Source organism: Streptococcus parasanguinis, assembly GCF_023109675.1.
Classification (GTDB): Bacteria; Bacillota; Bacilli; order Lactobacillales; family Streptococcaceae; genus Streptococcus; species Streptococcus parasanguinis_I.
Map to the genome: position 1 here is coordinate 26,246 of NZ_JALDUR010000002.1, position 23,750 is coordinate 49,995.

40 protein-coding genes, 1 tRNA gene and 1 other RNA gene are annotated in these 23,750 nt (G+C 38.3%); 38 read left to right on the top strand and 4 right to left on the bottom strand.

Translation table 11 applies throughout. From position 1 onward, the window contains the following. The first annotated feature begins 51 nt into the window (after positions 1-51). The 4 genes from M1G14_RS01610 to ssrA all read left to right on the top strand — a co-directional run bounded on the left by M1G14_RS01610 (position 52) and on the right by ssrA (position 2,516). Entirely contained in the window at positions 52-381 is a 330-nt protein-coding gene (locus M1G14_RS01610; protein ID WP_004220168.1) for a metal-sulfur cluster assembly factor, read from the top strand. A 171-nt stretch (positions 382-552) separates the two neighbouring features. Beyond that, positions 553-1,260 carry an ABC transporter ATP-binding protein gene (locus M1G14_RS01615; RefSeq protein ID WP_024054676.1) on the top strand — a complete coding sequence of 236 codons (708 nt, stop codon included), beginning with the start codon at positions 553-555 and terminating at the stop codon, positions 1,258-1,260. A gap of 9 nt (positions 1,261-1,269) precedes the next feature. After that, positions 1,270-2,064, top strand: a complete 795-nt coding sequence (locus tag M1G14_RS01620) for a hypothetical protein (protein WP_247926181.1) — start codon at positions 1,270-1,272, stop codon at positions 2,062-2,064. A gap of 103 nt (positions 2,065-2,167) precedes the next feature. After that, positions 2,168-2,516, top strand: a transfer-messenger RNA (tmRNA) gene (ssrA, locus tag M1G14_RS01625). A gap of 153 nt (positions 2,517-2,669) precedes the next feature. On the opposite strand, the gene M1G14_RS01630 is transcribed toward ssrA, so the two are convergent. From M1G14_RS01630 to M1G14_RS01645, 4 genes are all read right to left on the bottom strand, one after another. Then, entirely contained in the window at positions 2,670-3,752 is a 1,083-nt protein-coding gene (locus M1G14_RS01630; protein WP_247926182.1) for a tyrosine-type recombinase/integrase, read from the bottom strand. Between the two features lie 123 nt (positions 3,753-3,875). Beyond that, positions 3,876-4,370, bottom strand: coding sequence for a hypothetical protein (locus M1G14_RS01635; RefSeq protein WP_247926183.1), 495 nt, complete (start codon positions 4,368-4,370; stop codon positions 3,876-3,878). A 13-nt stretch (positions 4,371-4,383) separates the two neighbouring features. Further along, positions 4,384-4,764 (bottom strand): ImmA/IrrE family metallo-endopeptidase, encoded by a 381-nt coding sequence (locus M1G14_RS01640; protein ID WP_070666221.1) that lies wholly within the window; start codon positions 4,762-4,764, stop codon positions 4,384-4,386. Positions 4,765-4,775: 11 nt separating this feature from the next. Continuing rightward, positions 4,776-5,120, bottom strand: coding sequence for a helix-turn-helix domain-containing protein (locus M1G14_RS01645; protein ID WP_282184812.1), 345 nt, complete (start codon positions 5,118-5,120; stop codon positions 4,776-4,778). Positions 5,121-5,397: 277 nt separating this feature from the next. On the opposite strand from M1G14_RS01645, the gene M1G14_RS01650 reads away from it, so the two are divergent. The 34 genes from M1G14_RS01650 (at position 5,398) to M1G14_RS01815 (ending at position 23,736) form a co-directional block, all read left to right on the top strand. Continuing rightward, complete coding sequence (locus M1G14_RS01650; protein ID WP_155214278.1) at positions 5,398-5,583, top strand: helix-turn-helix domain-containing protein; 186 nt, start codon at positions 5,398-5,400, stop codon at positions 5,581-5,583. Positions 5,584-5,593: 10 nt separating this feature from the next. Continuing rightward, complete coding sequence (locus tag M1G14_RS01655) at positions 5,594-5,872, top strand: hypothetical protein (protein ID WP_155214277.1); 279 nt, start codon at positions 5,594-5,596, stop codon at positions 5,870-5,872. Positions 5,873-5,938: 66 nt separating this feature from the next. Further along, positions 5,939-6,271 (top strand): HTH domain-containing protein, encoded by a 333-nt coding sequence (locus M1G14_RS01660; protein ID WP_155214276.1) that lies wholly within the window; start codon positions 5,939-5,941, stop codon positions 6,269-6,271. A 2-nt stretch (positions 6,272-6,273) separates the two neighbouring features. Next, the gene (locus M1G14_RS01665) at positions 6,274-6,450 is read left to right on the top strand and encodes a hypothetical protein (RefSeq protein WP_247926184.1); all 177 of its coding nucleotides are present in this window, start codon (positions 6,274-6,276) and stop codon (positions 6,448-6,450) included. 10 nt (positions 6,451-6,460) lie between these two features. Then, entirely contained in the window at positions 6,461-7,786 is a 1,326-nt protein-coding gene (dnaB, locus tag M1G14_RS01670) for a replicative DNA helicase (protein ID WP_247926185.1), read from the top strand. A gap of 3 nt (positions 7,787-7,789) precedes the next feature. Beyond that, entirely contained in the window at positions 7,790-8,551 is a 762-nt protein-coding gene (locus M1G14_RS01675) for a conserved phage C-terminal domain-containing protein (protein WP_247926186.1), read from the top strand. After that, on the top strand, positions 8,551-9,336 hold the full coding sequence (locus M1G14_RS01680) for an ATP-binding protein (protein ID WP_247926187.1): 786 nt from the start codon (positions 8,551-8,553) through the stop codon (positions 9,334-9,336). Before M1G14_RS01675 ends, M1G14_RS01680 begins: the two co-directional genes overlap by 1 nt. A 4-nt stretch (positions 9,337-9,340) precedes the next feature. Beyond that, a complete protein-coding gene (locus M1G14_RS01685) occupies positions 9,341-9,673 on the top strand; it encodes a nucleoside triphosphate pyrophosphohydrolase family protein (RefSeq protein WP_247926188.1) in 333 nt (110 codons plus the stop codon). After that, the gene (locus tag M1G14_RS01690; protein WP_282184813.1) at positions 9,670-9,942 is read left to right on the top strand and encodes a DUF3310 domain-containing protein; all 273 of its coding nucleotides are present in this window, start codon (positions 9,670-9,672) and stop codon (positions 9,940-9,942) included. Before M1G14_RS01685 ends, M1G14_RS01690 begins: the two co-directional genes overlap by 4 nt. A 4-nt stretch (positions 9,943-9,946) precedes the next feature. Then, the gene (locus tag M1G14_RS01695) at positions 9,947-10,300 is read left to right on the top strand and encodes a helix-turn-helix domain-containing protein (RefSeq protein ID WP_247926189.1); all 354 of its coding nucleotides are present in this window, start codon (positions 9,947-9,949) and stop codon (positions 10,298-10,300) included. Next, on the top strand, positions 10,290-10,574 hold the full coding sequence (locus M1G14_RS01700; protein ID WP_247926190.1) for a hypothetical protein: 285 nt from the start codon (positions 10,290-10,292) through the stop codon (positions 10,572-10,574). The genes M1G14_RS01695 and M1G14_RS01700 overlap by 11 nt, the downstream gene beginning before the upstream one ends. 2 nt (positions 10,575-10,576) lie before the next feature. Continuing rightward, a complete protein-coding gene (gene ssb / locus M1G14_RS01705) occupies positions 10,577-10,987 on the top strand; it encodes a single-stranded DNA-binding protein (RefSeq protein ID WP_247926191.1) in 411 nt (136 codons plus the stop codon). A gap of 33 nt (positions 10,988-11,020) precedes the next feature. Further along, on the top strand, positions 11,021-11,716 hold the full coding sequence (locus M1G14_RS01710) for a DUF1642 domain-containing protein (protein ID WP_247926192.1): 696 nt from the start codon (positions 11,021-11,023) through the stop codon (positions 11,714-11,716). Beyond that, the gene (locus M1G14_RS01715; RefSeq protein ID WP_247926193.1) at positions 11,716-12,162 is read left to right on the top strand and encodes a hypothetical protein; all 447 of its coding nucleotides are present in this window, start codon (positions 11,716-11,718) and stop codon (positions 12,160-12,162) included. The genes M1G14_RS01710 and M1G14_RS01715 overlap by 1 nt, the downstream gene beginning before the upstream one ends. Positions 12,163-12,238: 76 nt before the next feature. After that, complete coding sequence (locus M1G14_RS01720; RefSeq protein ID WP_247926268.1) at positions 12,239-13,021, top strand: class I SAM-dependent methyltransferase; 783 nt, start codon at positions 12,239-12,241, stop codon at positions 13,019-13,021. A gap of 118 nt (positions 13,022-13,139) precedes the next feature. Beyond that, entirely contained in the window at positions 13,140-13,313 is a 174-nt protein-coding gene (locus M1G14_RS01725) for a hypothetical protein (RefSeq protein WP_247926194.1), read from the top strand. Further along, the gene (locus M1G14_RS01730; protein ID WP_070594929.1) at positions 13,310-13,714 is read left to right on the top strand and encodes a transcriptional regulator; all 405 of its coding nucleotides are present in this window, start codon (positions 13,310-13,312) and stop codon (positions 13,712-13,714) included. Before M1G14_RS01725 ends, M1G14_RS01730 begins: the two co-directional genes overlap by 4 nt. Before the next feature lie 99 nt (positions 13,715-13,813). Then, a tRNA-OTHER gene (locus tag M1G14_RS01735) sits at positions 13,814-13,886 on the top strand. Between the two features lie 41 nt (positions 13,887-13,927). After that, positions 13,928-14,470 (top strand): site-specific integrase, encoded by a 543-nt coding sequence (locus M1G14_RS01740; RefSeq protein ID WP_247926195.1) that lies wholly within the window; start codon positions 13,928-13,930, stop codon positions 14,468-14,470. Between the two features lie 140 nt (positions 14,471-14,610). Continuing rightward, the gene (locus M1G14_RS01745; RefSeq protein WP_247926196.1) at positions 14,611-14,907 is read left to right on the top strand and encodes a hypothetical protein; all 297 of its coding nucleotides are present in this window, start codon (positions 14,611-14,613) and stop codon (positions 14,905-14,907) included. After that, entirely contained in the window at positions 14,904-15,401 is a 498-nt protein-coding gene (locus M1G14_RS01750) for a DUF1642 domain-containing protein (protein ID WP_247926197.1), read from the top strand. The genes M1G14_RS01745 and M1G14_RS01750 overlap by 4 nt, the downstream gene beginning before the upstream one ends. Further along, positions 15,398-15,838, top strand: a complete 441-nt coding sequence (locus tag M1G14_RS01755; protein WP_247926198.1) for a YopX family protein — start codon at positions 15,398-15,400, stop codon at positions 15,836-15,838. Before M1G14_RS01750 ends, M1G14_RS01755 begins: the two co-directional genes overlap by 4 nt. Before the next feature lie 121 nt (positions 15,839-15,959). Further along, complete coding sequence (locus M1G14_RS01760) at positions 15,960-16,292, top strand: endonuclease (protein ID WP_070666179.1); 333 nt, start codon at positions 15,960-15,962, stop codon at positions 16,290-16,292. A 171-nt stretch (positions 16,293-16,463) separates the two neighbouring features. Continuing rightward, on the top strand, positions 16,464-16,853 hold the full coding sequence (locus tag M1G14_RS01765; protein WP_021152929.1) for a P27 family phage terminase small subunit: 390 nt from the start codon (positions 16,464-16,466) through the stop codon (positions 16,851-16,853). Beyond that, a complete protein-coding gene (locus M1G14_RS01770) occupies positions 16,846-18,621 on the top strand; it encodes a terminase large subunit (RefSeq protein ID WP_247926199.1) in 1,776 nt (591 codons plus the stop codon). The genes M1G14_RS01765 and M1G14_RS01770 overlap by 8 nt, the downstream gene beginning before the upstream one ends. Positions 18,622-18,641: 20 nt before the next feature. Continuing rightward, on the top strand, positions 18,642-19,844 hold the full coding sequence (locus tag M1G14_RS01775) for a phage portal protein (protein ID WP_247926200.1): 1,203 nt from the start codon (positions 18,642-18,644) through the stop codon (positions 19,842-19,844). After that, a complete protein-coding gene (locus tag M1G14_RS01780) occupies positions 19,831-20,409 on the top strand; it encodes an HK97 family phage prohead protease (RefSeq protein ID WP_247926201.1) in 579 nt (192 codons plus the stop codon). The genes M1G14_RS01775 and M1G14_RS01780 overlap by 14 nt, the downstream gene beginning before the upstream one ends. Next, positions 20,406-21,578: a phage major capsid protein gene (locus tag M1G14_RS01785; protein ID WP_247926202.1), complete on the top strand. Its 1,173-nt coding sequence runs from the start codon at positions 20,406-20,408 to the stop codon at positions 21,576-21,578. The genes M1G14_RS01780 and M1G14_RS01785 overlap by 4 nt, the downstream gene beginning before the upstream one ends. An 11-nt stretch (positions 21,579-21,589) precedes the next feature. Further along, on the top strand, positions 21,590-21,907 hold the full coding sequence (locus M1G14_RS01790) for a hypothetical protein (protein ID WP_247926203.1): 318 nt from the start codon (positions 21,590-21,592) through the stop codon (positions 21,905-21,907). A 1-nt stretch (position 21,908) separates the two neighbouring features. Then, complete coding sequence (locus M1G14_RS01795) at positions 21,909-22,175, top strand: hypothetical protein (protein ID WP_049522677.1); 267 nt, start codon at positions 21,909-21,911, stop codon at positions 22,173-22,175. Position 22,176: 1 nt separating this feature from the next. Then, positions 22,177-22,476, top strand: coding sequence for a phage head closure protein (locus tag M1G14_RS01800; RefSeq protein WP_070594920.1), 300 nt, complete (start codon positions 22,177-22,179; stop codon positions 22,474-22,476). After that, on the top strand, positions 22,473-22,832 hold the full coding sequence (locus M1G14_RS01805) for an HK97 gp10 family phage protein (RefSeq protein ID WP_049483851.1): 360 nt from the start codon (positions 22,473-22,475) through the stop codon (positions 22,830-22,832). The genes M1G14_RS01800 and M1G14_RS01805 overlap by 4 nt, the downstream gene beginning before the upstream one ends. Continuing rightward, positions 22,829-23,152 (top strand): hypothetical protein, encoded by a 324-nt coding sequence (locus tag M1G14_RS01810; RefSeq protein ID WP_118095682.1) that lies wholly within the window; start codon positions 22,829-22,831, stop codon positions 23,150-23,152. Before M1G14_RS01805 ends, M1G14_RS01810 begins: the two co-directional genes overlap by 4 nt. An 11-nt stretch (positions 23,153-23,163) precedes the next feature. Continuing rightward, positions 23,164-23,736, top strand: a complete 573-nt coding sequence (locus tag M1G14_RS01815) for a major tail protein (protein ID WP_129824216.1) — start codon at positions 23,164-23,166, stop codon at positions 23,734-23,736. Positions 23,737-23,750: the final 14 nt, after the last annotated feature.

Below are 23,750 nucleotides of genomic sequence, written 5' to 3' on the forward strand. Positions count from 1 at the left end.
ACCCGAGCCCAGAAATTCTATCGAGAGTAAATAGCAGAAAAAGGAAGTCATATGGCATATACAACTGAGCAAATTGAAGAAATTAAAAATAAAATTTTAAATGCTTTGGAAGAGGTAATCGATCCTGAGCTTGGGATTGACATTGTCAATTTAGGTCTTGTCTACGAGATCCATTTTGACGGTGAAACTGGAGCAACCATCATTGATATGACTCTAACGACCATGGGATGTCCATTAGCGGACCTTCTGACAGATCAGATTCATGATGTTTTAGCAGAAGTAGAAGAAGTGACATCTGTGGATGTGAAGTTGGTCTGGTACCCTGCTTGGACGGTTGAAAAGATGAGCCGTTATGCACGGATCGCACTTGGAATTAGTTAAACATTCTATGCATCAAAATAAATCAGAGGTTGGGGTTTCCCTAACCTCTGATTTATTTATCCCTATTTTTTTGAACAAGTATTTACAAATTCTTAGCAAATTTTCAGATAAAGTTGCAATCATCAAGGGGACAGGGTATAATAGCATAAATAGAAAATAAAGGAGATTTACATGAATCAGTATCCTTTGGTCTACTTGGACCATGTGACAAAGAATTATGGGCATGAAGTTGCTCTCATGGATGTTAGTTTGAACATCCAACCTGGCCGTATTATTGGCCTTTTGGGTCCCAATGGTAGTGGGAAAACAACCATCATTAAATTGATTAATGGTTTGTTGCAACCAAGCCTTGGAAATATCTATATTCATGGGCAATTACCATCCCCAGCTTCTAAAAAAGTGGTTTCCTATTTGCCAGATACAACTTATCTGAATGAAAATATGAAAATTATTGATGCTATTAACTATTTCCAAGATTTTTATGCAGATTTTAATGTCCAACGAGCTTACCAATTGCTCAACGATTTGCATTTGCAGCCAAATCAAAAATTGAACAGCCTTTCAAAAGGGAACAAGGAAAAAGTGCAATTGATTTTGGTGATGAGCCGTGAAGCTGACTTGTATGTTCTTGATGAACCAATCGGTGGGGTTGACCCAGCAGCGCGTGATTATATTTTGCGGACCATTATTCAAAACAGACGTCCAAACTCTTCTGTCTTGATTTCTACTCACTTGATTGCGGATATTGAGCAAGTTTTGGATGAGGCCATTTTCATCAACCAAGGAAGAATCCTCTTGCATGAAAATACGACTGTTATGCGCAATCAACACGGAAAATCAATCGATGAGATCTTCCGTGATCAATTCCGTGTTTATTAGGAGGAACCCATGTTTGGTAAATTATTAAAATATGAATTTAAATCGACAGCTAAGTGGTATTTATTGATCACCCTGATCGCACTAGGTTTGTCAGTGATTACAGGTGTTATTGGTGGAAGTGCTACAAACGGTTTTGTGAATATGGAAACCAATAGTATGCAAATCATAACGGGGACTCTTGGGATTCTCATTTTTGGAGGAGTCATTGGTCTTTATCTTAGTAACTACTATATTATTATCCGTCGTTTCTATTCCAACTTATACGGACGCGAAGGTTACTTGACCTGGACCCTTCCAGCTAGCCCGCATGCGATCATTTTATCTAAATTTGTGGGAGCTTTAGTAGCGAGTCTTTACTGCCTATTCCTTCTATTTTTGAGTGGTTTTATCACAATACTTGTGATGGGCGCTGTCATTGGACAAGACCTCTCTCCTGTATTTAGTATTATCGCTGAGGCTTTTAGTCATTCAATTGCTTATTGGATTATCGTTTGGTGGATTTTTACCACAGCTTCAGGGATCTTCCTATTTTATGTATCGATCGCACTTGGCCAACTCTTCCAAAATCGTCGTGGATTGAAGGCGATTCTGTTTTTCTTTCTCTTGTGCATTGTTTTAAGTATCATCGGTACAGCATTCAATCCATTAAAAGATTCATATGCTGTTGGGTCTGCATTGGTTTATGGAAATATTGATGAATTTGGACCTAACTTCATCCCAGGTCTTATCTATGAAGTCATCAAGATTGTTTCTATGTACTTCACGATTCACTATATCAGCAAGTACAAGTTGAATCTTCAATAATAACAGTAAATTGAGCAAGGAGCTTCCCGGTGGAAGCCTTCTTGTTCAATTTTTTTCTTTTGCATTTTTGGCTACATTTTGATATACTAATTGTATTCGTTTTGGGGTCGATACGGATTCGACAGGCATTATGAGGCATATTTTGCAACTCATCTAGCGGATGTAAAACGCCAGTTAAATATAACTGCAAAAAATAATAATTCTTACGCTTTAGCTGCCTAAACACCAGCAGGCGTGACCCGATTCGAATCGCTCGTGTTTGATGACAGGTCTTAATTTTAGCGAGATACGATCTAGCTTTGTCTAGGAGTTAGATAAGAGATTGATAGACTCGCAGGTACAGGGCTTGAGTTATGTGTCGTGTAGCTGTTAAAAGAAAACATAACCTATGGTTGTAGACAAATATGCTGGCAGGTGTTTGGACGTGGGTTCGACTCCCACCGGCTCCATATATACTTCTTGAAACTTATTAAAACTTCTTAAAACGTTGATTTTTCAACGTTTTTTATTTTTATACTTTCTATTCTTTCCCATAACTTTTTGAAACTAACAGACCCAAAAACAGACCCTTTTTTGAAAAGAGTCTGTCCTGATATCTGATTAGTTTAAAAATCTATATAATTAGCAAATTTTTCACCAATGTCATCTTTGGCCTGCTTGGTGATATGTGTGTACACATTCATAGTTGTCTTTAAGTCAGAGTGACCAAGACGATGCTGAACCTGCTTCAATGTCATTCCTGCTTCAAAGCACAAGCTGGCATGTGTATGTCTAAAACCGTGGATCTTGATAGGCCTAACCTCAGTCCCTTTGACAATCTGCAAGAGCCATTTGCGTGGCAGTGAACTTGGAATAGGCTTTCCTTCAGGGCTTTCAAAAATGAAAGTGGTAGTAGGATTCATTTCTCTGTACTCTGACAGCAGATCAATCGTTCTTTGATCAAGGCTAATCAGTCGGACACTACTCTTGTTTTTAGTAGCCCCCACAGATTCGCCCTCAAATCCTCTTGTAATGGCCTTATTTATGTTCAAGGTGTTATCTATCCAGTCAGTCCATTTGAGAGCCAAAATCTCCCCTTTTCTGGCGCCTGTGAACGCAAGAAGACGGAACATGACTTTCTTTCTCAGATCATCCGTGTCATCCACTAATTTCATGAATGCTTTCAGCTCATCTTTATCATAGAAATCACTAGAAGAATCACTCTCTTTTTTGACAAGAGTGGTCACGCTATCAACAGGATTGGTTGAAATATAACCATAACGGATGGCATACTTAAAAATATTATTCATCAGACCTTTCAGCTTGCGCCCATACACCAATTTTCTGGACCATTCATTGACCTGTTCCTGTATCTGAAGAGGGGTGATGGAAGATATTTTTTGATTACCAAAAACGGGATAGATGTGATTTTTGATATTTCTTTCAGTCTTGATGTAAGTGCTATCCTGAACAGTATCAGCATACTCTTTGAGCCATTTCTTTGTAACTTCCTCAACTGTGATTTCTTTCTTTGCTTGCTCCCCGTTTTCTAAATCATCCTGAAGTTGTAAGAGTGCCGCCCTTGCCTTTGCTTTGGTTGGAAATCCTTGACGCTTGACATACTTATCTTTTCCGTTTTCTTTACCTACATAGATCCTAAATCCGTAGGCTGTATCACCATTCTTCTTTTTATAAGATTTTATTTCCATTGCGTTTTACCTCATTTCTTGATAAAATGGGCATAAGAAAAAGACCTTTTGAATGGCTTTTCTTACACTGTAATCCTCACACTCAATTTTTGGCGAAGGCGAGTGTGGGGATTTTTTTCTTATTTAATTATTAAGTATCTTCATCTTGCCACCATGCTCTTGAGCAATTGTTGTTTTATCTGCATCAGAAACTTTAACTATTAATTCAGGAGTATCTTTCTCTGGGTTAATTTTATAGTTGTTTTCTTTTGCCCATTTTTTAAACAACTCATTTTTTTGTTTAAGAAATGAATTAGCAAGATAGATTTTACGACTTGTACTTTCAGCACTCCACGATTCTCCAACACGGACAGAAACAGCAGTAGCATTTCCACCTGTAACAAATTCGATTTTATCACCATTGTCCAAGACTTCCGCATTTTCTCGTAAATAAATTGCGAACTCTTCCCCAAGCTTATCCGTCATTTTAAAAGTGTTGTTTTTAATAGTAGCAGACTTTTCTGCACTACTTGTAGTTTTTGATTTTGGTTTAGTTAGAGAGCTTATACCGCCAATAACAACCAAAATAATAAATATTATAAACCAAACTTGTTTATAAAAAGGCTTACTTTTTTTCATTAGATCCTCCTATTTAACTAATTAGTGAATTAAACTCGTCTTTAACCATCGTTTCATTTGCGATGGTCTTCAGACTGTATTTTTCCATAAAATGAAGATAATTAAAATCCCTAATATCATCCATTAGCTTCAATTCTTCTTCAAGCAAATGATGAATCATGCTTCTATCAGCTTGTAATTCGCAAAGCTCTCTATTCAATTCATATTGAACAGGAGTGTGTTCTTTATGACCTAATTCATGAAGAGCTACTTGTTTTTGATCTTCCACAGACAAATTAATGTCCAGGGCTAGAATATTAAGAGCAGGATTGAAAAATCCAGGGCTGTGCCAATTACTTCCGTCAAAGTAGCAGAGATTTACACCTTCTTTGGCACAAAGCTCTTGTACTGTCATATAATGTACCTCTATTTATTTTTAAAATGAGCCTCAAGGACAGCAGTGATGAAATCAATATCTTCTTCGGTCAATGGCTTTCCATCAAACAGCATGGATTGAGCCGCAATATCACGCAGATCCAATGGTGCAGAAGCATCACCATAGTTTGCGATATTCGGGTTATCAGTTCTTCCCAATAAGTAGTCTGTAGAGACATTGAAATAATCAGCAACCTTTTCTATTTTGTCACCGCTAGGCATAGAGGTTTCCCATTTTCTTAAACTACCATTGCTGAAATCTAGCTTTCTTTCCAGTTCAGCCATGGTCATTTGATGAGTAGCTGCCAATAACTTGATTCTATCAAGTAGACTCATTTTTTCCTCCTTTTTTTAAAAAAAACTTACAAAAATGTAAAATTTTCTATTTTATCTGTTGACAAGAGGAAAATTTTCTATTATACTATTCTTGTAAGTTAATTTAAAAGCTAAAACAGTAAGTTAAAAATATCTATTAAGTCCGCCAAGACAACGAGATAACAACTTATTTTTATAGCTCTCTTTTCTATACCCTAATGATAGAATATTTTCTATTATTTGTCAACGGAAACGAGATTATTTTCTTATAAAATTTTCGAAAGAAAGGAGTGCCTGGATGCTATACGACAAAATAAAAAATATAGCTGAGCAAAAAAATATTTCTATTTACAGAATCGAAAAAGATTTAGATTTAAGTAATGGAAGTATAAGAAAGTGGAACTCAAGTATTCCGTTATCACAGACTTTAAAAAAGGTAGCTGACTATTTGAACGTTTCAATAGATAAACTGATGGAAGAATAAAGGAGCTTTTATGGTACTAGAACTATTTGGAACTGAATTCAAAGAAAGACTCTTTGAAGAACTGGTTGAACTAAATCTAAAAGCATTGAATGAAGCTAAAAGAAAATCATCAAGATACACCACTTGGGTTCCCATCAAGAAACTTCAAGAAGAGACTGGTTGGGGCAGAACCAAATTAGAAGAGTGGAGAGATCAAGGTAAATTCCAGTATCAGCAATCTGGAAAAGGCGGGAAATACCTTTACAATCTGGAAGATGTTCAGAGGTTTTGTCAATCAATGCAAAAATAAAAAGCACCCGAAAAATCAGGCGCTTAACAAAATTACTAAAACAATTATAACACAAGGAGGACGCACATGGCAATATCTAGAGATATGACAGCCACAGAAGCAAATATCCTTAACTACATCAAAAAATACGCAACAAACGAAATGCCAGTTACAGCGGTTCAGCTCAGACAAAAATTTCACTGTGGCAAGAGAACAATAGAAAATATCATTGAAAGCTTGCGTGTAAATTTTGGACATCCCATAGTTGCAAAGAAGAGAAAGCCCAATGGGTATTACCTTCCTAAAAATGATGAAGAACGGAATGAGGGATTGGCACCCTACAAGCGCCAAATCTTGACAGAACAAAAGAACCTGGCAGCAATCATGGCTGTTAACTTGAATGAATATTGGAGGAATTAGAAATGTTACTAGAAATTATTATCGCTTTATTGATCATGGTGATCTTGCTTCAAATGATTATTATCAGCGCAATCAGCGAACGATGCAAAGAGTCAAAACGAGAACTCAAGAAAATGATTCAAGAACAGCAACGCATCCAAGAAGCACGGGAAACAATGCGCTTCGGCTATCGTAGATAGGAGCAACTAAATGGCAGAAAATATGAATGTACTGCCTCATGATCTTTTAGCTGAACAAGCAGTGTTAGGTTCTATCTTCCTTGATCCTGATAAGATTCACATTGCTTCCGAATATCTGACAAAAGATAGTTTCTTCAAACTATCTCATGGGATGCTTTTCAACATTATGCAGGATCTATCAGATAAAGGAGATCCAATTGATCCCGTATCTGTCAAATCAGCCCTAGACTCTATTGGGCAGTTCGAGCAGGTCGGAGGAATGGCATTTCTTGCAAGTCTGATCAATGCAGTGCCTACAAGCGCCCACATTGAACATTATTCAAAAGTTGTCGCTGAGAAATCCAGAGCAAGAAAAGTCATCGAAGATCTAAGCCAGAGTATTTCAAATGTTTACGATGGTCAAAAAGATTTGAATGAGATCCTTTCTCAAACTGAGCAGAATTTGTCAACAATTTCAAGCGAGCAGAAAAAAGGATTCAGGCCCATCATTGATGTGATTGATTCAACTCAATCAATTCTAGATGAACGCTCTCAGAAGGTTGGTGATGTGACAGGAACCTCAACAGGATTCACTGATTTTGACCAAATCACAACAGGCCTTCATGAAGATAATTTGATCATTATCGCTGCAAGGCCTGCAATGGGGAAGACAGCATTTGCCCTGAACATTGCTCAGAACGTGGCCAAAAGTTCAGATAAAGCAGTAGCCATCTTCTCGCTTGAGATGGGAGCAGAAAGCTTGGTGGAGCGTATGCTGTCAGCAGAAGGCTTGATTCCATCGTATCATGTCAGAACAGGGAATCTCTCTGAGAGCGAATGGCGCAGAATGATTTCAGCACAGGAACGACTAGCAAAAGGGAAGATCTTCATTGATGACACAGCAGGAATCAGAATTTCAGAAATTAGATCAAAGGCCAAAAGACTGGCTCAAGAAAATGGCGGTTTAGGATTGATTGTGATTGACTATCTTCAACTAATCGAAGGAAGAGGAAGAGAGAATAGACAACAGGAAGTCTCTGAAATTTCAAGACAATTGAAGATCATAGCCAAAGAATTGAAAGTTCCTGTCATTGCTCTCAGTCAGTTATCTCGTGGAGTTGATCAACGAAACGATAAGAGACCTATACTGTCAGACTTGAGGGAATCTGGATCAATTGAACAGGATGCTGACATAGTAGCTTTCTTGTACAGAGAAGCATACTACAAGCGTGATGAACAGGAAGAGCCAGACAATGTGACAGAACTCATCCTTGAGAAGAACAGGCATGGAAGCCTTGGGACTGTCCAACTATACTTCCTCAAAGAATACGCAAAATTTGCAAACAAGGAGGCCTGATGAATGGTAACTGAGAACCGTAGATATTACTGGTTACAATTAAAAGATGACTTCTTCAATTCCAAAGAAATGAAGTTGATGAGAAAACTTCCCGGTGGAGAAGAGATCACAATCATCTATTTGAAGATGATGCTTGCAAGTCTTGCCGAACAAGGGAAATTGTATTTTGAAGGATTAGCTGAAGATCTAGCTGAAGAATTATCACTCATCATTGATGAAGATCCCGAAGCAATCAGATTGACATTGATGTTCTTGACTAAGAAGAAATTGTTGACAACATCAGACAATTACCAGTTCAATCTGGAACAAGTTCCTGAGATGGTAGGCAGTGAAACAGCAAGCACCCGTAGATCTCGTAAGCATCGAGAGACACAAAAACTGTTGCAATGCAACACCACTGCAACAAAAGGCAACGGAGATATAGATATAGATATAGATATAGATATAGATAAGGGGCAGAAGCCCCAAACAGATGTCTATGAAGAAATTATCAAATATCTAAATGAGAAAACTGGTTCACATTTCAAACCAACTAGCAAGTCAACTCAAAGACTAATCAATGGAAGATTGAGTGAGAACTACACAATTGAAGATTTCAAATATGTGATTGATGTTAAGACAAACGAATGGAAGGACAACACAAAGATGTCTAAATACTTAACACCAGATACACTCTTCAATGCTAGTAAATTTGAAAAATACCGCAATCAGCAAATGCCTAAACAGCCAAATGTTCAGAAGCAAGATGAAAGGTTGGGATTCTAATGAATGAAGAAATTACTTCTTGTGAAAAACATGGCTGTCAAATCTATCATGCAAAAGTGAAGATCAGTGGATCAGAACAGATCATTGAGATTTGTCCTGAATGTGAAAAAGAAGAAATCATGAAGATGGAATCTCTCTTGAGGCAAGAAGCGAAAATCAAAGCCCTCTTGTCTCACACTTATAAAGTATTTGAAAGAGAGAGCATCTATTCTCAAGAGTTGAGCAATAAGACATTAGAGAATTATACAGCAGACAATTCAACTAATGAGCAAGCTCTGAACTTCATGAAACGGATGCTGAGGGATTATCTGAAATTTGAAACAGGGAATGTGATCCTAAGTGGACCGCCTGGCATTGGAAAGAGCCATCTTTCTATTGGGTTAGCAAAAGCATTGAATGAGCAATCAAAAGAATGTGAGAATCCCAAAAGCGTGATCTTCATCTCAACATCAGCCCTCTTCAATAGGATTGAAGAAAGCTTCAATGGTCGAGGAGACTTCACAGAGAATTACGCTGTGGACCTACTCAGCAAAGTTGACTTTCTCTTCTTGGACGATTTGGGGAAAGAAAGTAGCATGAGCGCCAATCTCAAAGAAGCGAATGACTGGAGACAGCGAGTGCTGTTTAAAATCTTGGACAATCGTCAAACAACATTCTTCAACACTAACTTGTCAAGTAATGACATCAAAAAAATCTACAATCAAGCACTTGCTGACCGAATCTTCAAGGGAGCAAGCAAGCACATTTTTAAATTTCCTGAAGCTATGGAAAGTCGGAGGTATTAAACAAATGGAAAACAACAAACTAAAGGATCTAATTTCAAAAGTTCAAAAATGGTTCTATGACCGCAACTTACACACTCAAGAACCCAATAAACAGTTCCTGTTTTCAGAAGCTGCAAAAACAGAAGATTATTTTGTATTGATGATGGATCAAGCTCTGGCATCTTATTTCAACCGTCAAGGCTACCAACTCAAAAGCGTAGTGCATGAATTGATGCGAATCTCTCAAATGCTGAACTATGATTTTGTGGAATGTTTAAATAAAGCCTATGAAGAAATCAAGGACCGCAAAGGAAAATTGGTTGACGGAATTTGGATCAAGGAGGAAAGACTAAAATGAAAGAACGGTCATTTGAACAGATTTTAGAAGAGATGAATGATTCAGTGAATAAGCCAAATCACTACTGTGGTGAATTTGGTCTGGAATCCATTGATGTCATCCGGAATTTTGCAGGAAACCTGAAAGGGGTTCAGGGATTTTATTGGGGAAATGCTATCAAGTATCTATGTAGATTCCAGAAAAAGAATGGGCTTGAAGATTTAGATAAAGCTAAGAAATATCTTGAATGGCTTATTGAGGATTTGAAGACCAGCCATGAACAGGAGTGACAGCATGAGAGATTACACGAGAAATCAGATGGATCATTTCCGTCAACAATTGCAATTGTTGATCCTTGGTAAAGGATTGACACGCAAAGAACTCTCAAGAAAATTGAATAGAAATCAGAACACAATTCAGCAGTGGATCACAAACAAAAATATAAAACCAGCTCATGTTCATGAATTGTGTAAGTTCTTCAATATTGATGAAAAGGCATTGATGGGAGATCCAGAAGAATTGACAGATTATAGATTCTTTGATCAAGAGAAGTACATCTGTACAGCTCCACTAAAAGAATTGAGCAAAATCACAGGAAGAGAAGCTGTTCAGTTTAGGCTAGAAAGGGTAATTGAAGATGAAAAGTAAAATCAATTGGCTGATCATCAACTTGATCTCATTGGCAGTTATTTCACTGGTCATTGCTATCAATCTCAATTCTAGATTAGTAGATCAAGAGAACAAGATCAAAGATATGGAATGGACGATTCAGGAACATGAATTGAGCATCCAGAGATTAGCTGAACAGAATACTGCACAAGATACAATCTTGAATAAATTAAATCAAGAATATCAAATGCAGGAACGCAAGAAGGCAGAAGCGCTCAAGGAAGTCGCTGAAGTGAATAATGTCGGAGGATAATAATGATTAACAATGTGACTCTTATTGGTCGGTTGACCAGAGATGCAGAACTACGCTACACACCCAACAACATTGCAACTGCTCAATTCAACATTGCATGCAATCGCAATTTCAAAAACGCAAATGATGAATATGATGCAGATTTTATCAACTGTGTGATGTGGCGAGAACAAGCAGAACGCTTCTGCAATTGGACAAGAAAAGGAATGCTCGTGGGAATTGTTGGACGAATCCAAACAAGAAGTTACGAGAACCAGCAAGGACAACGTGTATATGTGACTGAAGTTGTCGCAGAAAATTTCCAAGTTCTTGAAAAACGTGACAATACCGCAAACCAAAACAGCATGACAGAACAGATGCCACCAAGCTTTGCAAGCCAAATGGACATCACAGATGACAAATTACCATTCTAATAAAATCAAATATTGAAGAGGAGGATTTATAAAATGGATGATTGTACTAAAGTTTTAGTGTATGGTAGCTTTGACGGGTTTGCTTATTCTACAGATGATTCGCTATTAATTAGTGTAGTTCTTGATGGTGGCGAAAAAGTAGAAATACCAGAAGAGTTTATTGTAAGCGCAGATCAAATGGTCAATAAATATAAAATTAAACTAAAAGACGTTATCGCACGAATTGAAAAGTTTGATCTTGCAACTAAAGCAGTATGGATCAATGAAATTTTGAATAAACTTGGAAGTGATTATGGGCTGTATAAATATTATGCAGGGTATAAACAAGGAAAGTTTGATGGTGCTATTGAACGTGAGGAAGTCACAGTACCGCAGTTTGTGGCGGATTTTATCAGAGAACAGAAAAAGCTAGGTCATACACTATCCTACTCAATAGATGCATGCATGTCTGATAGAGTTGCAGAATGGTATTGGGATAACTCTGAGTTATTTGCCCGTGCATGGATTGATGGATATGAGGTTGAGAAAAAGCGGTATTTAGTGAAGATTAAACGAGTCGGAGATGTGTCTTTCCTTAATCACGATTTACAAAGTGATTCGTGGTTAATCAATAACGGAGATAATGGCAAACTTTTTAAAACACACCACACCCGCAAAGAATTGGAAAAAGCCGGATTCGGTTGGGTGTTTGAATGTCTGGGTGTTGAGATTGAGGAGGTGAAGGGATAATGCCAAATTGGGCCGAAGGATCTCTTAAATTAAGAGGGAGAAGCGAAAATATTGCATCAGCATTGAAAGAAATGCTATTAAGCGACACTGTAACACTAACAGATGAATATGATGGCACTCTACTTATATTCAACAGCACAGGTCCCTATTTTTACATCAATGGGACAAGACGAGCGTTTATCAATCAAAAACAAATAGAAGTTTGGCTTGAAGAAAAATTTTGTACCATTGAACTGGATAATTTCAAGCAAGCGTGGAGTGCTATTCCAGAAAATTATCAAGAAATTTCAAGTAAGTTTGATGTTGATATTAAAATTTTTACGTTTGAGTGTGGCATAGAATTCACACAGGAAATTGAAATTTCCAAAGGTGAAATTATCAAAGATGTTTGTCTTGAATACGTTGATTATCAATGGGAAGTTCCATTCAGTAATTTAGGAGGTTGAGGGATGAAACAGCCTGAACGATACCAATCTAGATACTTCATACCTGAAAGATGAAAAGGAGAACTAGTTGAAAAAAATGATTACATGGGCACTTTTTGACAGTGGAAATGGTAGCTATACAAAAGGGGTTAAGGAACTAAATGAAAAAGGTTTATGCAATATTGATGTATATCCAATAGGGATAGATATTGAGAAAAGAAATAATCACTTTATAAATTTGAATCTTGCTGATTATAGTCGCCTGTTTGGGGATAATACCTTGTTTAATACTTTGGATAAGCTACCAAAGCCAGATCTAATCATAGCAAGTCCTCCTTGTGAAAGCTGGTCGAATGCAAGCGCAATGACCGGAGGAAATGCTTGCTGGAAACAAGAGGATTTATCAGACAGTCTGTTCACTCCTCAGAAAGAAGCCAGTATGTTTACAATAAGAAATGCCTATGATTATGAAGAAGCTTATATCAATTACAAATATGATCGTCAATTCATGAAGAGAATCAACGGGGAATTATGTGCTTTTAACACCATTGAAATCATCAAGCGTTATAAGCCTATGTATTTTGTAATTGAAAATCCAGCAAGTGGCCGCTTATGGAAATATATCGATGAGGTCATAGGTTTTAAACTGCCCTACCTAAATCTTACAAGGTATAACAATTATGATTACCCATTACAGAAACCAACGAAATTTGCAAGCAATCTATATTTAGGTTTAAAGAACGACATTATCAAGCAAGAAATTGAATGGGGAAATTTTTCCAAATCATACAATGAACGTTCTAACATCCCGCAAAAACTAGTTATTGAGATATTTACAAAAATTTATAAAGATTTTTTGAGACTACAACTGAGCACATAACAGAAACGGAGTAGTATTTGATGGAATTACAAGATTTTATATTCACACTTTTCTCAATCATTTGGGGAGCTGGCTTCCTGTGGGCCTTCAGTGTAGTTTTTAAAACCAGGAGAAAGAAATGAAGATGTATGTTGTAAGAAAATATCATGGACACGCAAGCTGGATTGATCCTAAGCATTTAGCTGAATACACTGAAGCTGAATTTGAAACAAGACATGAAGCACTTGCTCACTGTGAAAGACTAAAAGGGAAAGGGATAGTAGAAATCTATCAAAGAGAGGTTATTGAATGAAAAAATTAAACAATAGAGAATTGTTTAACCTTGATCAAGAATTATTTAATTTTCGTGGAATTGACAGGGCAATCTGGACACGCAAAGCAGAATTGATGGCAAAGAACGGTGATGATCTTGTTGGTGGCGGTAAGTCTGGCATCAGCAAGCCAACAGAAAACACAGTGATGAAATTCGCCACTGATGTGACTCTGAAGAATCTTGAGCTGTTCAAAGAGACTGTTGAATCCTTTAAGAAGCAACTGACAGGAGAACAGCTTGACATCTTCTACCTAAGATGGGGACAAGCAAATCTTGATTGGGAAGAAATTGCAGAAAAGCAATTTGTCAGCAATGCCACGATTTACCGCAAGCGTGCTGGCATCTTGGAAACGTATGCCAGAATGAAAGGTGTACTATAAATTGAGAATATAAGTTATTGTATTCTCACACAAAATAAAATACTATAATCTTGTTCATGATAAGCACATCATGGATGAGAGGGTCTCCTAATAGTGGTTAGGGAGTTAGCTCAAAAGGTTAGAGCATGCTGGCGGAAAACAGCAGATGCAGGTTCGATTCCTGTACTCCCAATTCCTTATGAAATCAATTTTAATATAGAGAGGGGGAAGCGTATGGAAGAGGTCTCACCCATAAAAGATACAGATGACATCCAAGCCATGAAAGACTATCTGAGAAAATGGAATGAAATGTATTACATGTTATTCATCACTGGTCTCAATACAGGTTTGCGAGTCGGTGACATCCTCACACTCAAAGTCAAAGATGTTCAGGGATGGCACATCAAACTACGAGAGAGAAAGACTGGCAAGCAGATTTCTCGTAGGATGACAAAAGAGTTGAAACGAGAAATGAGGAAGTATGTTGAAGGGAAGCCATTCCATCATTTTCTATTTAAGAGCAGGCAAGGAGGAAACAAGGCCATCACTCGTGAACGAGCCTACCAGATCATTCACGAGGCTGCTGAAGAATTGGGCATTGATAACGTGGGAACGCACACGATGCGCAAAACATTTGGATATAAATACTATAACAAAACAAAGGATGTAGGCACACTACAGAAGATGTTCAATCATTCATCTCCAGCGATTACGCTGAGATACATTGGAATTGAACAAGCTGAATTAGATGATGCCTTGAGAAACTTTGTTATTTAATTTTTTATATTTTTGACATTAACATAATGAGTTAAGCATAAGCTAGAAAAAGAGAAACGAATGAAAGCCATATTCTAAAAGGATTTCAGAAACAAGGCGAGCTTAACAAAATATAAGATATGTGAAAGTGAGGGTGAAAAATGGCTACTGCAAAAAGAACATCAGATATAACTGTGGCACTTTATGAATGGAATGAATTGACAACCAGAGATATCTATGAAGACGATAAAGAAATATTTGGGGATGGATTTGATTTTGTTTGGAATGGTAAAACTCCAGAAATTGACGAGGAAGTTCTTGTATACAATCCAAAGACCCAAGAGATAACCACTGACATCTGGATTGATTTTGGGAACGGTGTTGGATTTGAAAACACTTATGAAGATACAGTATTCTGGATGAGTTATCCAAAACCACCAAAGGAGATGGAAGAATGAATAAACAAGAGTTGATAAAACGTATTTCGGAGCTGCCTTATTCAGAAGGTCCTATAGCAGATATAGTCACAGTAAATAGAAATTGGATATTGGAATCTATAGAACAACTAGACAAACCACAGGAAGTCCCAGTCCCGCAGTTTGTGGCGGATTATATTAAATATGCCATAGAGAATGATTGGGATTTTCAAGATTTATTTAAGGGTATAGAAGACGAAGAAGATGAAGAACTTCTGAGATGGGTTTATCACGAACGTAATCAAGAAACGCTTGCTGCCGCTTGGATCAATGGCTACACAGTTGAGAAAGAGAAACGGTATATAGTGAAGATGAGTGCAACAAAGCAACCGCTATTTTATAATAATATGTACGAGAAAACATTCTTTTCTTTAGGAGATTTAGCTACTCGATTTACACGCAAACAACTTGAAGGGCTTGGATTGGGTTGGGTGTTTGATTGCCCAGGAATTGAGATTGAGGAGGTAACGGAATGAATACAAAATTTAGAGCATGGGACGAAGAAAAACAAAAAATGTTTTACAGGGTCATGGTAGGCAATTGTGATCAAAATGATGAAAACCGTAATTGTCCAGTAGTCTACTATGAAGGCAGTGGATGGAAGCACTTCGAAGATTTGAAATGCATCACTCAGTCAACACGCACTTATGACAAAGAAGGCAGAGAGATTTTTGTAGGAGATGTTCTTCAAATTGATTTTGTAAAAGCTATTGTCCGCTTTGGAAAGTATCGCTACTATGAAGAAAAGAAAGTACTCTCTGGAAATGGTTTTTATCTTGAATGTCTAAATGTCATTGACCCAGATTGTATTTCACCTTATGAACCAGATGTATTGGATAAAGCTGAAATCATTGGGAACATTTTCGAGAACCCAACATTAGAATATCATTTCATAGGATTGAGACCAAAATAAAAGATGAGAAAATAAACTCTTGTTTTCTCACATAAAATAAAATATTATGATAGCATAGCTTTCAAGTATGAGAGGGACAGCCAATCAGTTTGGTCTGTCCTTTTTGTGTGAGGAGGATTATATGTATAACAAAATTGTCAGACCTTCTTTGAAGACAAAGAAGTGGGAGAAGTTCAGAGATAAGATTCTAAGGAAATATAATTATCTATGTCAAGAGAGTTTGAGATATGGAATATCAGAACCAGCTGAAATGGTTCATCATATTTTTCCAGTGTCCGAATATCCTGAACTAGAATTCCAAGAATGGAATTGTTTACCTCTCACTAACAAACGACACAATACTTTTCATGACAGAAAGAATGATAAAGTTATTGGTCAAGGAATTTTTTGGCAAAAGAAACGAAAAAGGGAATTTTTAAATTTTTACAAAAATCGAAAAAATGAAATTTTGTAAAAATCGAAATTTTCAATTTTTCAATTTTTGAATTTTTCGATTATCCCCCCCATCAAAAAAAAATTTTTCTCGAGCGTCTGGGAACCGGTGAAGGGAACTTTTTCCAAGTCGGAGGCCTCCAGACAAAAAGGGGATAAAAACTAAAGGGATTTTGGGAAGGAGGCCTAGTTTTTGGCAAAACCAGTCACAGCTAAGTCAATCAAGTCAAAAGTCATCAAACAGATGAAAGAGCTTGGGACTTATCGCAAAGAATTTGACATGATCATTGACATCTTTTCAGGAATGCTATTTCAGTATCAGAAACTTGCTCAGGATTATGCTGATATGGGCTATCCTGTAACAGATGTCTACGTTAACAAGGCAGGAGCTGAGAATGAGCGTAAGGTCCCCATCCTAACAGCGATGGAAATCCTACGGAAAGACATACTCAGTTATTCTAATCAATTGATGATGAATCCTAAGTCATTGGGTGAAGTTGTAGAGCAAGATAATGGATCAGTTCTCACAGAGGTTCTAAAGTTTAAGAATGAACTGAAAAAGAGGCGAGTGAAAGATGGATAAAGACTTTGAAAAACGTTTTGCCGATTTTCGCCACGCTACAACCAATCTTGGAAAAGCTAATGCCTATGTTGATTATGTCCTGAGCTATCAAGAGGAACATAACGAAGAACGGATTTTGGCTGCTGAACGCTTTTTGAGGGACTTAGAAAATCCAGCATATGAGCTTGATGAGGATATAGTTGATTTTGCAGTTCACTTCATTGAGAACTCTATTGTTCATCAGCAAGGAGATGACATGTTTGCCATGTCCATCCGTAATAAGCCTTTGATTTTACAACCGTGGCAACATTTCACAGTTGTCAATCTCTTTGGGTTCTATCACGCTGGTACGAATGAGCGTAGGTTTAAGGAAGCCTTGATAATGCTGGCACGGAAAAATGGCAAGACCAGTTTTACTGCTGCTATTGCTCTGCTTTATCAGATTTTGGATGCTGATAGTGGTTCAAAATGCTATATCGTAGCCAACTCTGTCAAGCAAGCGCTGGAAGCCTTTAATTTCATCAAGTTCAACGTGGAACGATGGAATGACAAATCTATCCGTATCAAAGACAATAACCAAGAACACTCTATCACAGCTAATTTTGGAGATGATGGGTCATTCTATATTCAGGCTTTGGCCAACGATGAGAGTCGTTTAGACTCTCTCAATGGTAATGTCACGGTCATTGATGAAGCTCACACAATGAGGAATAGTAAGAAGTATGGTCTTATGAAGAAAACAATGTCAGCATACCGAAACAGTATGCTTTTTGTTATCTCAACGGCTGGTGACATTCCTACTGGATTTCTTGCTAACCGCTTGAAATACTGTCAGAAAGTGCTTAAGCAGTTGGTACAGGATGAGGCTTTATTTATATTTATTTGTAAAGCCAATCAGACAACGGATGGCGATGTTGGTGACTATCTTGATGATAATGTTTTGAAGATGGCAAATCCGTCTTGGGGTGTCACGGTGTCCATGCCTGCTTTGAGAGCTGAAGCAGAACAAGCTTTGAATGATCCACAGACCAGGAATGAGTTCTTCAACAAGACGCTGAATGTCTTTACCAACTCAATGAACGCTTATTTCAATCCTGATGAGTTCATTGCTAGTGATGACTGTTATGACTGGACTATTGAGGAGCTTGCAAGGCTTCCTATTCGCTGGTATGGAGGGGCTGACCTTTCAAGACTGCATGACTTGACCGCTGCTGCCCTCTATGGTGTATATAACGATGGTGAAAAAGATGTTGATATCTGTATCACACACGCTTTCTTTCCTCGTGTCAACGCTCAGAAGAAAGCCAATGATGATGGCATCCCACTGTTTGGGTGGCAATCAGATGGATGGCTGACAATGAGCAACACTCCAACAGTCCTCTATGATGACATTGTTAAATGGTTCATAGAGATGAGACAGAAGGGCTTCAAAATTGCTGCTGTCGGTATGGATAGGAAATTTGGTAGAGAGTTCATGCTAAAAATGAAGCAAGCTAAATTCAAAATGATTGACCAGCCTCAGCTATTCTATTTGAAATCAGAGGGATTCAGAAGAATTGAATTGAAAGTGAAGAATAAAGAATTTTATTATGTGCATTCGGACGCTTATGAGTATTGTGTCAGCAATGTCAGAGCCATTGAAAAGGTGGATGACGCTGTCCAGTATGAGAAGTTAGATGGTGATGGCGGTACAGCAAGAATTGACTTGTTTGATGCGAGCGTTTTTGCTTGTATACAGGCACTTGCTAACCTTGGTAAGAATAAGAATGTGATGGCTTACTTTGATTAGATAGAAAGGAGGTGAGAAATATGGGAATCTTTGACAAATTATTCAAGCGTGGCAAGTCTCAAACGATGTTCACAAGCTTTGGCAATTCTGATTTGGGCATCATGTATGATGGCGATGGCTATATTCCATTAGCAAGGAATCCAGATGTGATCATGGCTGTCAATAAAATTGCTGACATGGTTTCAAATATGACTATCCAGCTCATGGAGAATACAGAATCCGGTGATGTACGAATCAAGGACGGGTTAGCCCGTAAGATTGACATCAACCCTTGTGCTCACATGACACGGAAATCATGGATCTTCAAGATTGTCAGAGACTTGCTTTTGTTTGGCGATGGGAATTCTGTCCTACATGTGGAATACGATCCAATGACTGACTACATAAGCAATCTCAGACCATTCCCAATGTCAGAAGTGTCGTTCAAAAGTAATGATCTGACGTACATGATCCATTTTAGGGATACTGATTTCAATCCAGATGAAGTGGTCCACTTCGCCATCAATCCTGATCCAGACCGGCCTTATATTGGGACCGGTTTTAGATTTGCTTTGAAAGATATTGTTCGCAATTTGAACATGGCTACTCAGACCAAGAAAGGCTTCATGAATGGAAAAAACATTCCTAGCCTTATTATCAAGGTGGATTCATCAAGTGAGGAACTTGGAACAGTGGAAGGCCGTGAGAAAATCGCTAAGAAATATCTGACCACAAGCCAGTCCGGTGAACCTTGGATTGTTCCAGAAGCTTTGCTGGAAGTGGAACAAGTGAAGCCATTAAGTTTGAATGACATCGCTTTGAATGAGTCAGTAGAAATTGATAAGAAGACGGTAGCTGGAATATTAGGTGTTCCGGCTTTTGTGTTGGGTGTGGGAGATTTCAACAAAGAAGAATACAACAACTTTGTGAATACTACCATCATGAGCATCGCAACAACGATCACTCAGACGCTCACAAGAGACCTACTGACTTCAACCACACGCTACTTCAAATTCAATCCACGTTCACTGTATTCTTACGACATTACAGAGCTTTCAACTGTTGCTCAACAGATGACAAACAGCGCCGCAATGCGTAGGAACGAGTGGAGAGATTGGGTTGGTATGACTCCGGATCCTGAAATGGATGAAATCATCGTTCTTGAAAACTATCTGCCACAAGGCGAGTTAGGCAATCAGAACAAACTAAATAAGGAAGGAGGAAATGCCAGTGAAGAAACGTAATTCCTACATCGCTACTCAATTTGAGACACGAGAAGAACAAGAATCTGGTGACTTGATTCTGAGTGGCTACTTCATCCGGTTCGATGAAGAAACTGAGCTGTGGCCAGGCTATTTTGAAGTGATCAAACGTGCAGGAGTGGAAGAAGCAATCAAGAATGCTGATATCCGTGCATTGTTTAACCATGATCATAACCTAGTATTAGGACGCACAGGGAACAGCACAGTGAGTCTCAAAGTTGATGATAAGGGTCTCTATGGTGACATTATCATCAACAGGAATGATCCAGACGCTATGGGAGCTTATGCCCGTGTACAGCGTGGGGATATTGTTGGATGCAGTTTTGGATTTATGCCAATCAAGGTGGAAACTGTTGAGCGTGAAGATGGTTCTTATCTTGATACCGTGCTAGAGCTTGAAATTTTTGAGGTCAGCCCTTGCACGTTCCCAGCATATCCACAGACTGAAATTGCTGCACGCAAGAGAGACTTTGAATGTCTAAAACATGCCAATGTTGAAGCGTTAAATGAACGCAAAATGAAAATTAAGGAGAAATACAATCTATGAACAAAGCATTGATTCTGGGCGCACGTATGCGCACAAAAGCAAATAAGGTTGTTGAATTGGAAGAAGCAATTGAAGAATTGAACAACCGTTCTGCAATCGAAGCAGAAAAACTGGACCGTGCTGAAACTGAAGAAGAAGTTTCAACGGTTGAAAAGAGCCTTGAAGATCTTCAAAAAGAATTAGAAGAGAAACAAGCAGAAAAAGCAAAACTTGAAGAAGAAATTGAAGAGCTTCAAAAACAAGTTGATGAACAAAATCGGAAAGCCCCAACATTCAAAGATGTTGAGCAACGTGGAGGAAAGAAATTGGAAGAACGTGACGCAATTGCTAAATTCATTCGTACTGGTCAGACTCGTGACATTGAAGGTCTTAAAACAACTGACTCTGGAAGCGCTGCTTTGATCCCAACTGAAGTGCTAAAACCTCACTTCCTTGAAAAGACACGCAATCCACTCTTGGATCTTGTCCAACGTGTCAAAGTAAATAGTGGTTCTGGTAAATATCCAGTTATCAAGAAGACAGACAGCAAAATGGCTTCAACTGATGAATTGAAAGCTAATCCTGAACTTGGAAAACCAAGCATCAGCGAAATTGATTACTCAATCAAGACTTACCGTGGTTACATTCCTGTATCTCAAGAAATGATTGATGATGCAGACTATGACATCATGTCAATCGTAGAAGATGAAGTATTCAACCAAGGTGAAAACACTGAATTGTCATTGGTCGCTACCATCCTCAAATCAGCAACTCAAGCAGATGCTGCTGGATTCGATGGCATCAAGGACATCTACAATAAGAAACTCAAATCAATCTACAAAGCAAGTATTGTTGTAACGCAATCAATGTTTGCAGCACTTGATAAAGTGAAAGACAAAAATGGCCGCTACATGCTTCAAACGGATGTTGCATCACCTACAGGCTATTCATTTGGTGGCAAAACAATCTACCCAGTAGATGACACTGTATTTGGAGCTGAAGGAGACATGAAGTTCTTCATTGGTGATGTTTCTGAATTTGTAAAACTCTTTGACCGTTCTCAAGTGTCTGTTAAATGGGTGAACAATGACATCTATGGCCAATTGCTTGGTCTCTTCATCCGTTTGGATGTGAAGAAAGTAGATGCTGCTGCTGGATTCTTTGGCACATACACTGATGTTGTAGCATAAGGAGGTATCACATGACCTATACTGTAATCCGTCCATTCAAGGACATGCGTGACAAAGAACAACATGAATATAAAATTGATGATGTTTTTCCACGCAAAGGCTATGAACCTGATCAAGAGTTTATTCAAGGACTCTTGACAGGCTTCAATTCAGCAGGTTCGATTTTTATCACTGATGAAGTAGTGAAGAAAGCTACTAAGAAAGTAGAGGAGGCTGCTGAAGAGGTGGAAGAAACTGCTGAAGAGTTGGAAACAACTACTGAGGAAGTAGAAGAAACAACTGAAGAAAAGCCAAAACGCAAGAAAGCAACTAAGAAAGAGGAAGAATAGCATGGACACTGGTCAGTTAGTGGAATTACTAAAAATCAAATTAGGAATTGCTTCAAATTTGCGAGATAAAACACTAGAGAAGATTGTCTCAAGCGTCATCAGCGAATTAACAAACAATCTGGGTGTTGAACTGGTTCCAGATCGTGCTGACCATGAAATGTTCATTGTTGACTTTGCTGCTTATCGCTATGAAGGTGGTGTTGATTTGCCACGTCACCTTCAATGGCGCTTGCACAATCTGCAAATCTCTTCCAAGAAAGAGGTGTGAGATGTGGAATGATGAAATCACATTGATAGGTTTTAAAATTACAGGTAAGGACAAGCTCAAGCAAGATCTGACTGAGAAAGTAAAGACTACAATTTTTTGTAAAAAGAAATCTATTACACGGTCTGAGTTTTACCAAGCCAATCAGGCTGGCATCCGGCCAAATCTGATTGTTGATATTCACAGTTTTGAATACAACAATCAGGAGTTTGCTGAATTTGGCGGTAAAGAGTACCGGATTTTGAAGACATATCCAATCAACCTCAATATCCTTGAATTGACTCTGGTGGAGAAAATGACATGAGCCAAGATCTAGCCAGTCAAATTGCTAAAGCATTAGCAGAGTATTCCACAGAAGTTGAAGAAGAAGTGGACAAGATAGCGGAAGAAACAGCAGAAGAGGCCGTCCAAGAATTAAAAACCACAAGTCCAAAAAGTCCAAGGGCAAAAGGTGGTAAGTATGCCAAATCGTGGAAAAAAACAAAAATGGGGAAAGGTAATTTTGTGGTTCACAACACAAATTACCGTCTCCCACATTTGCTTGAATTTGGCCACTTAAAGAGGAACGGGGGACGGGTTTCCGGAATAGTACACATCAAACCGGCAGAAGATCACGCTATTGAGAATTTTGAAAAGAAATTGAAGGAGCTTGGAAGATGAAGCTGTCAGAGTTTGCAGAAATTTTGGAACAGGCTGGCCTGCCTGTCACTTACAAGGCATTCAGGGAAGGAAATGTCCCCACGCTGCCTTACCTTGTCTATTTTGAAAGCTTGCCATCTATCACAGGAACAGACAATCAAGCATCATACATGATCCGTGCTGTCACTGTAGAATTGGCATTTGAACGAAAAGATGAGGAGCTAGAAGAACGATTGGAAGAGCTGTGGAATGACCACAAGCTCTTTTATGATGTTCAAGAAGAAAATTTTATTGAATCAGAAAGACTGTTTGTGAAGTCTTATGAAGTCTATCTATATTGAGGAGGAAAGAAATGACTGAAAACAAAGTTACATTTGGACTTGAAAATGTCCATGTGGCACCAATCCAATCAATCAGTGAAGCAGGAGTGATCACTTATGGTCAAGTATTCCGCTTCCCTGGAGCGATGGAATTGACGCTGGACCCTAAAGGGGATTCAGGATCAGTGAAAGCTGATAACATTGATTATTACTTCGTCAACTCAAACGAAGGTTACGAAGGTAAATTCAAAGTCCCACACATCATTGAAGCATTCGCAACAAAAATTTTGGGCGACATCAAAGACTCTACAACAGGAGTGGTCACAGAAAAAGCAGATGCGAAGACAACCAACTTCGCACTTATGTTTGAATTTGCTGGCGATGCTAACAAGACACGCCATGTCATGTATTACTGTTCAGCAAGCCGCCCTTCTAGTGGATCATCCACTAAGAACGGAACTAACGTGAATGAACGTGAATTGAGCTTCAATGCTAGTCCTCGTCCCGGTGATCAAGTGGTGAAACGTTCCATCACATCAGCGGATGATCAAGAAGTCTATAAAAAATGGTTTGAAAAGGTCTATGAACCTACTCAAGCTTTGTAATTAAGGAGGCCTTA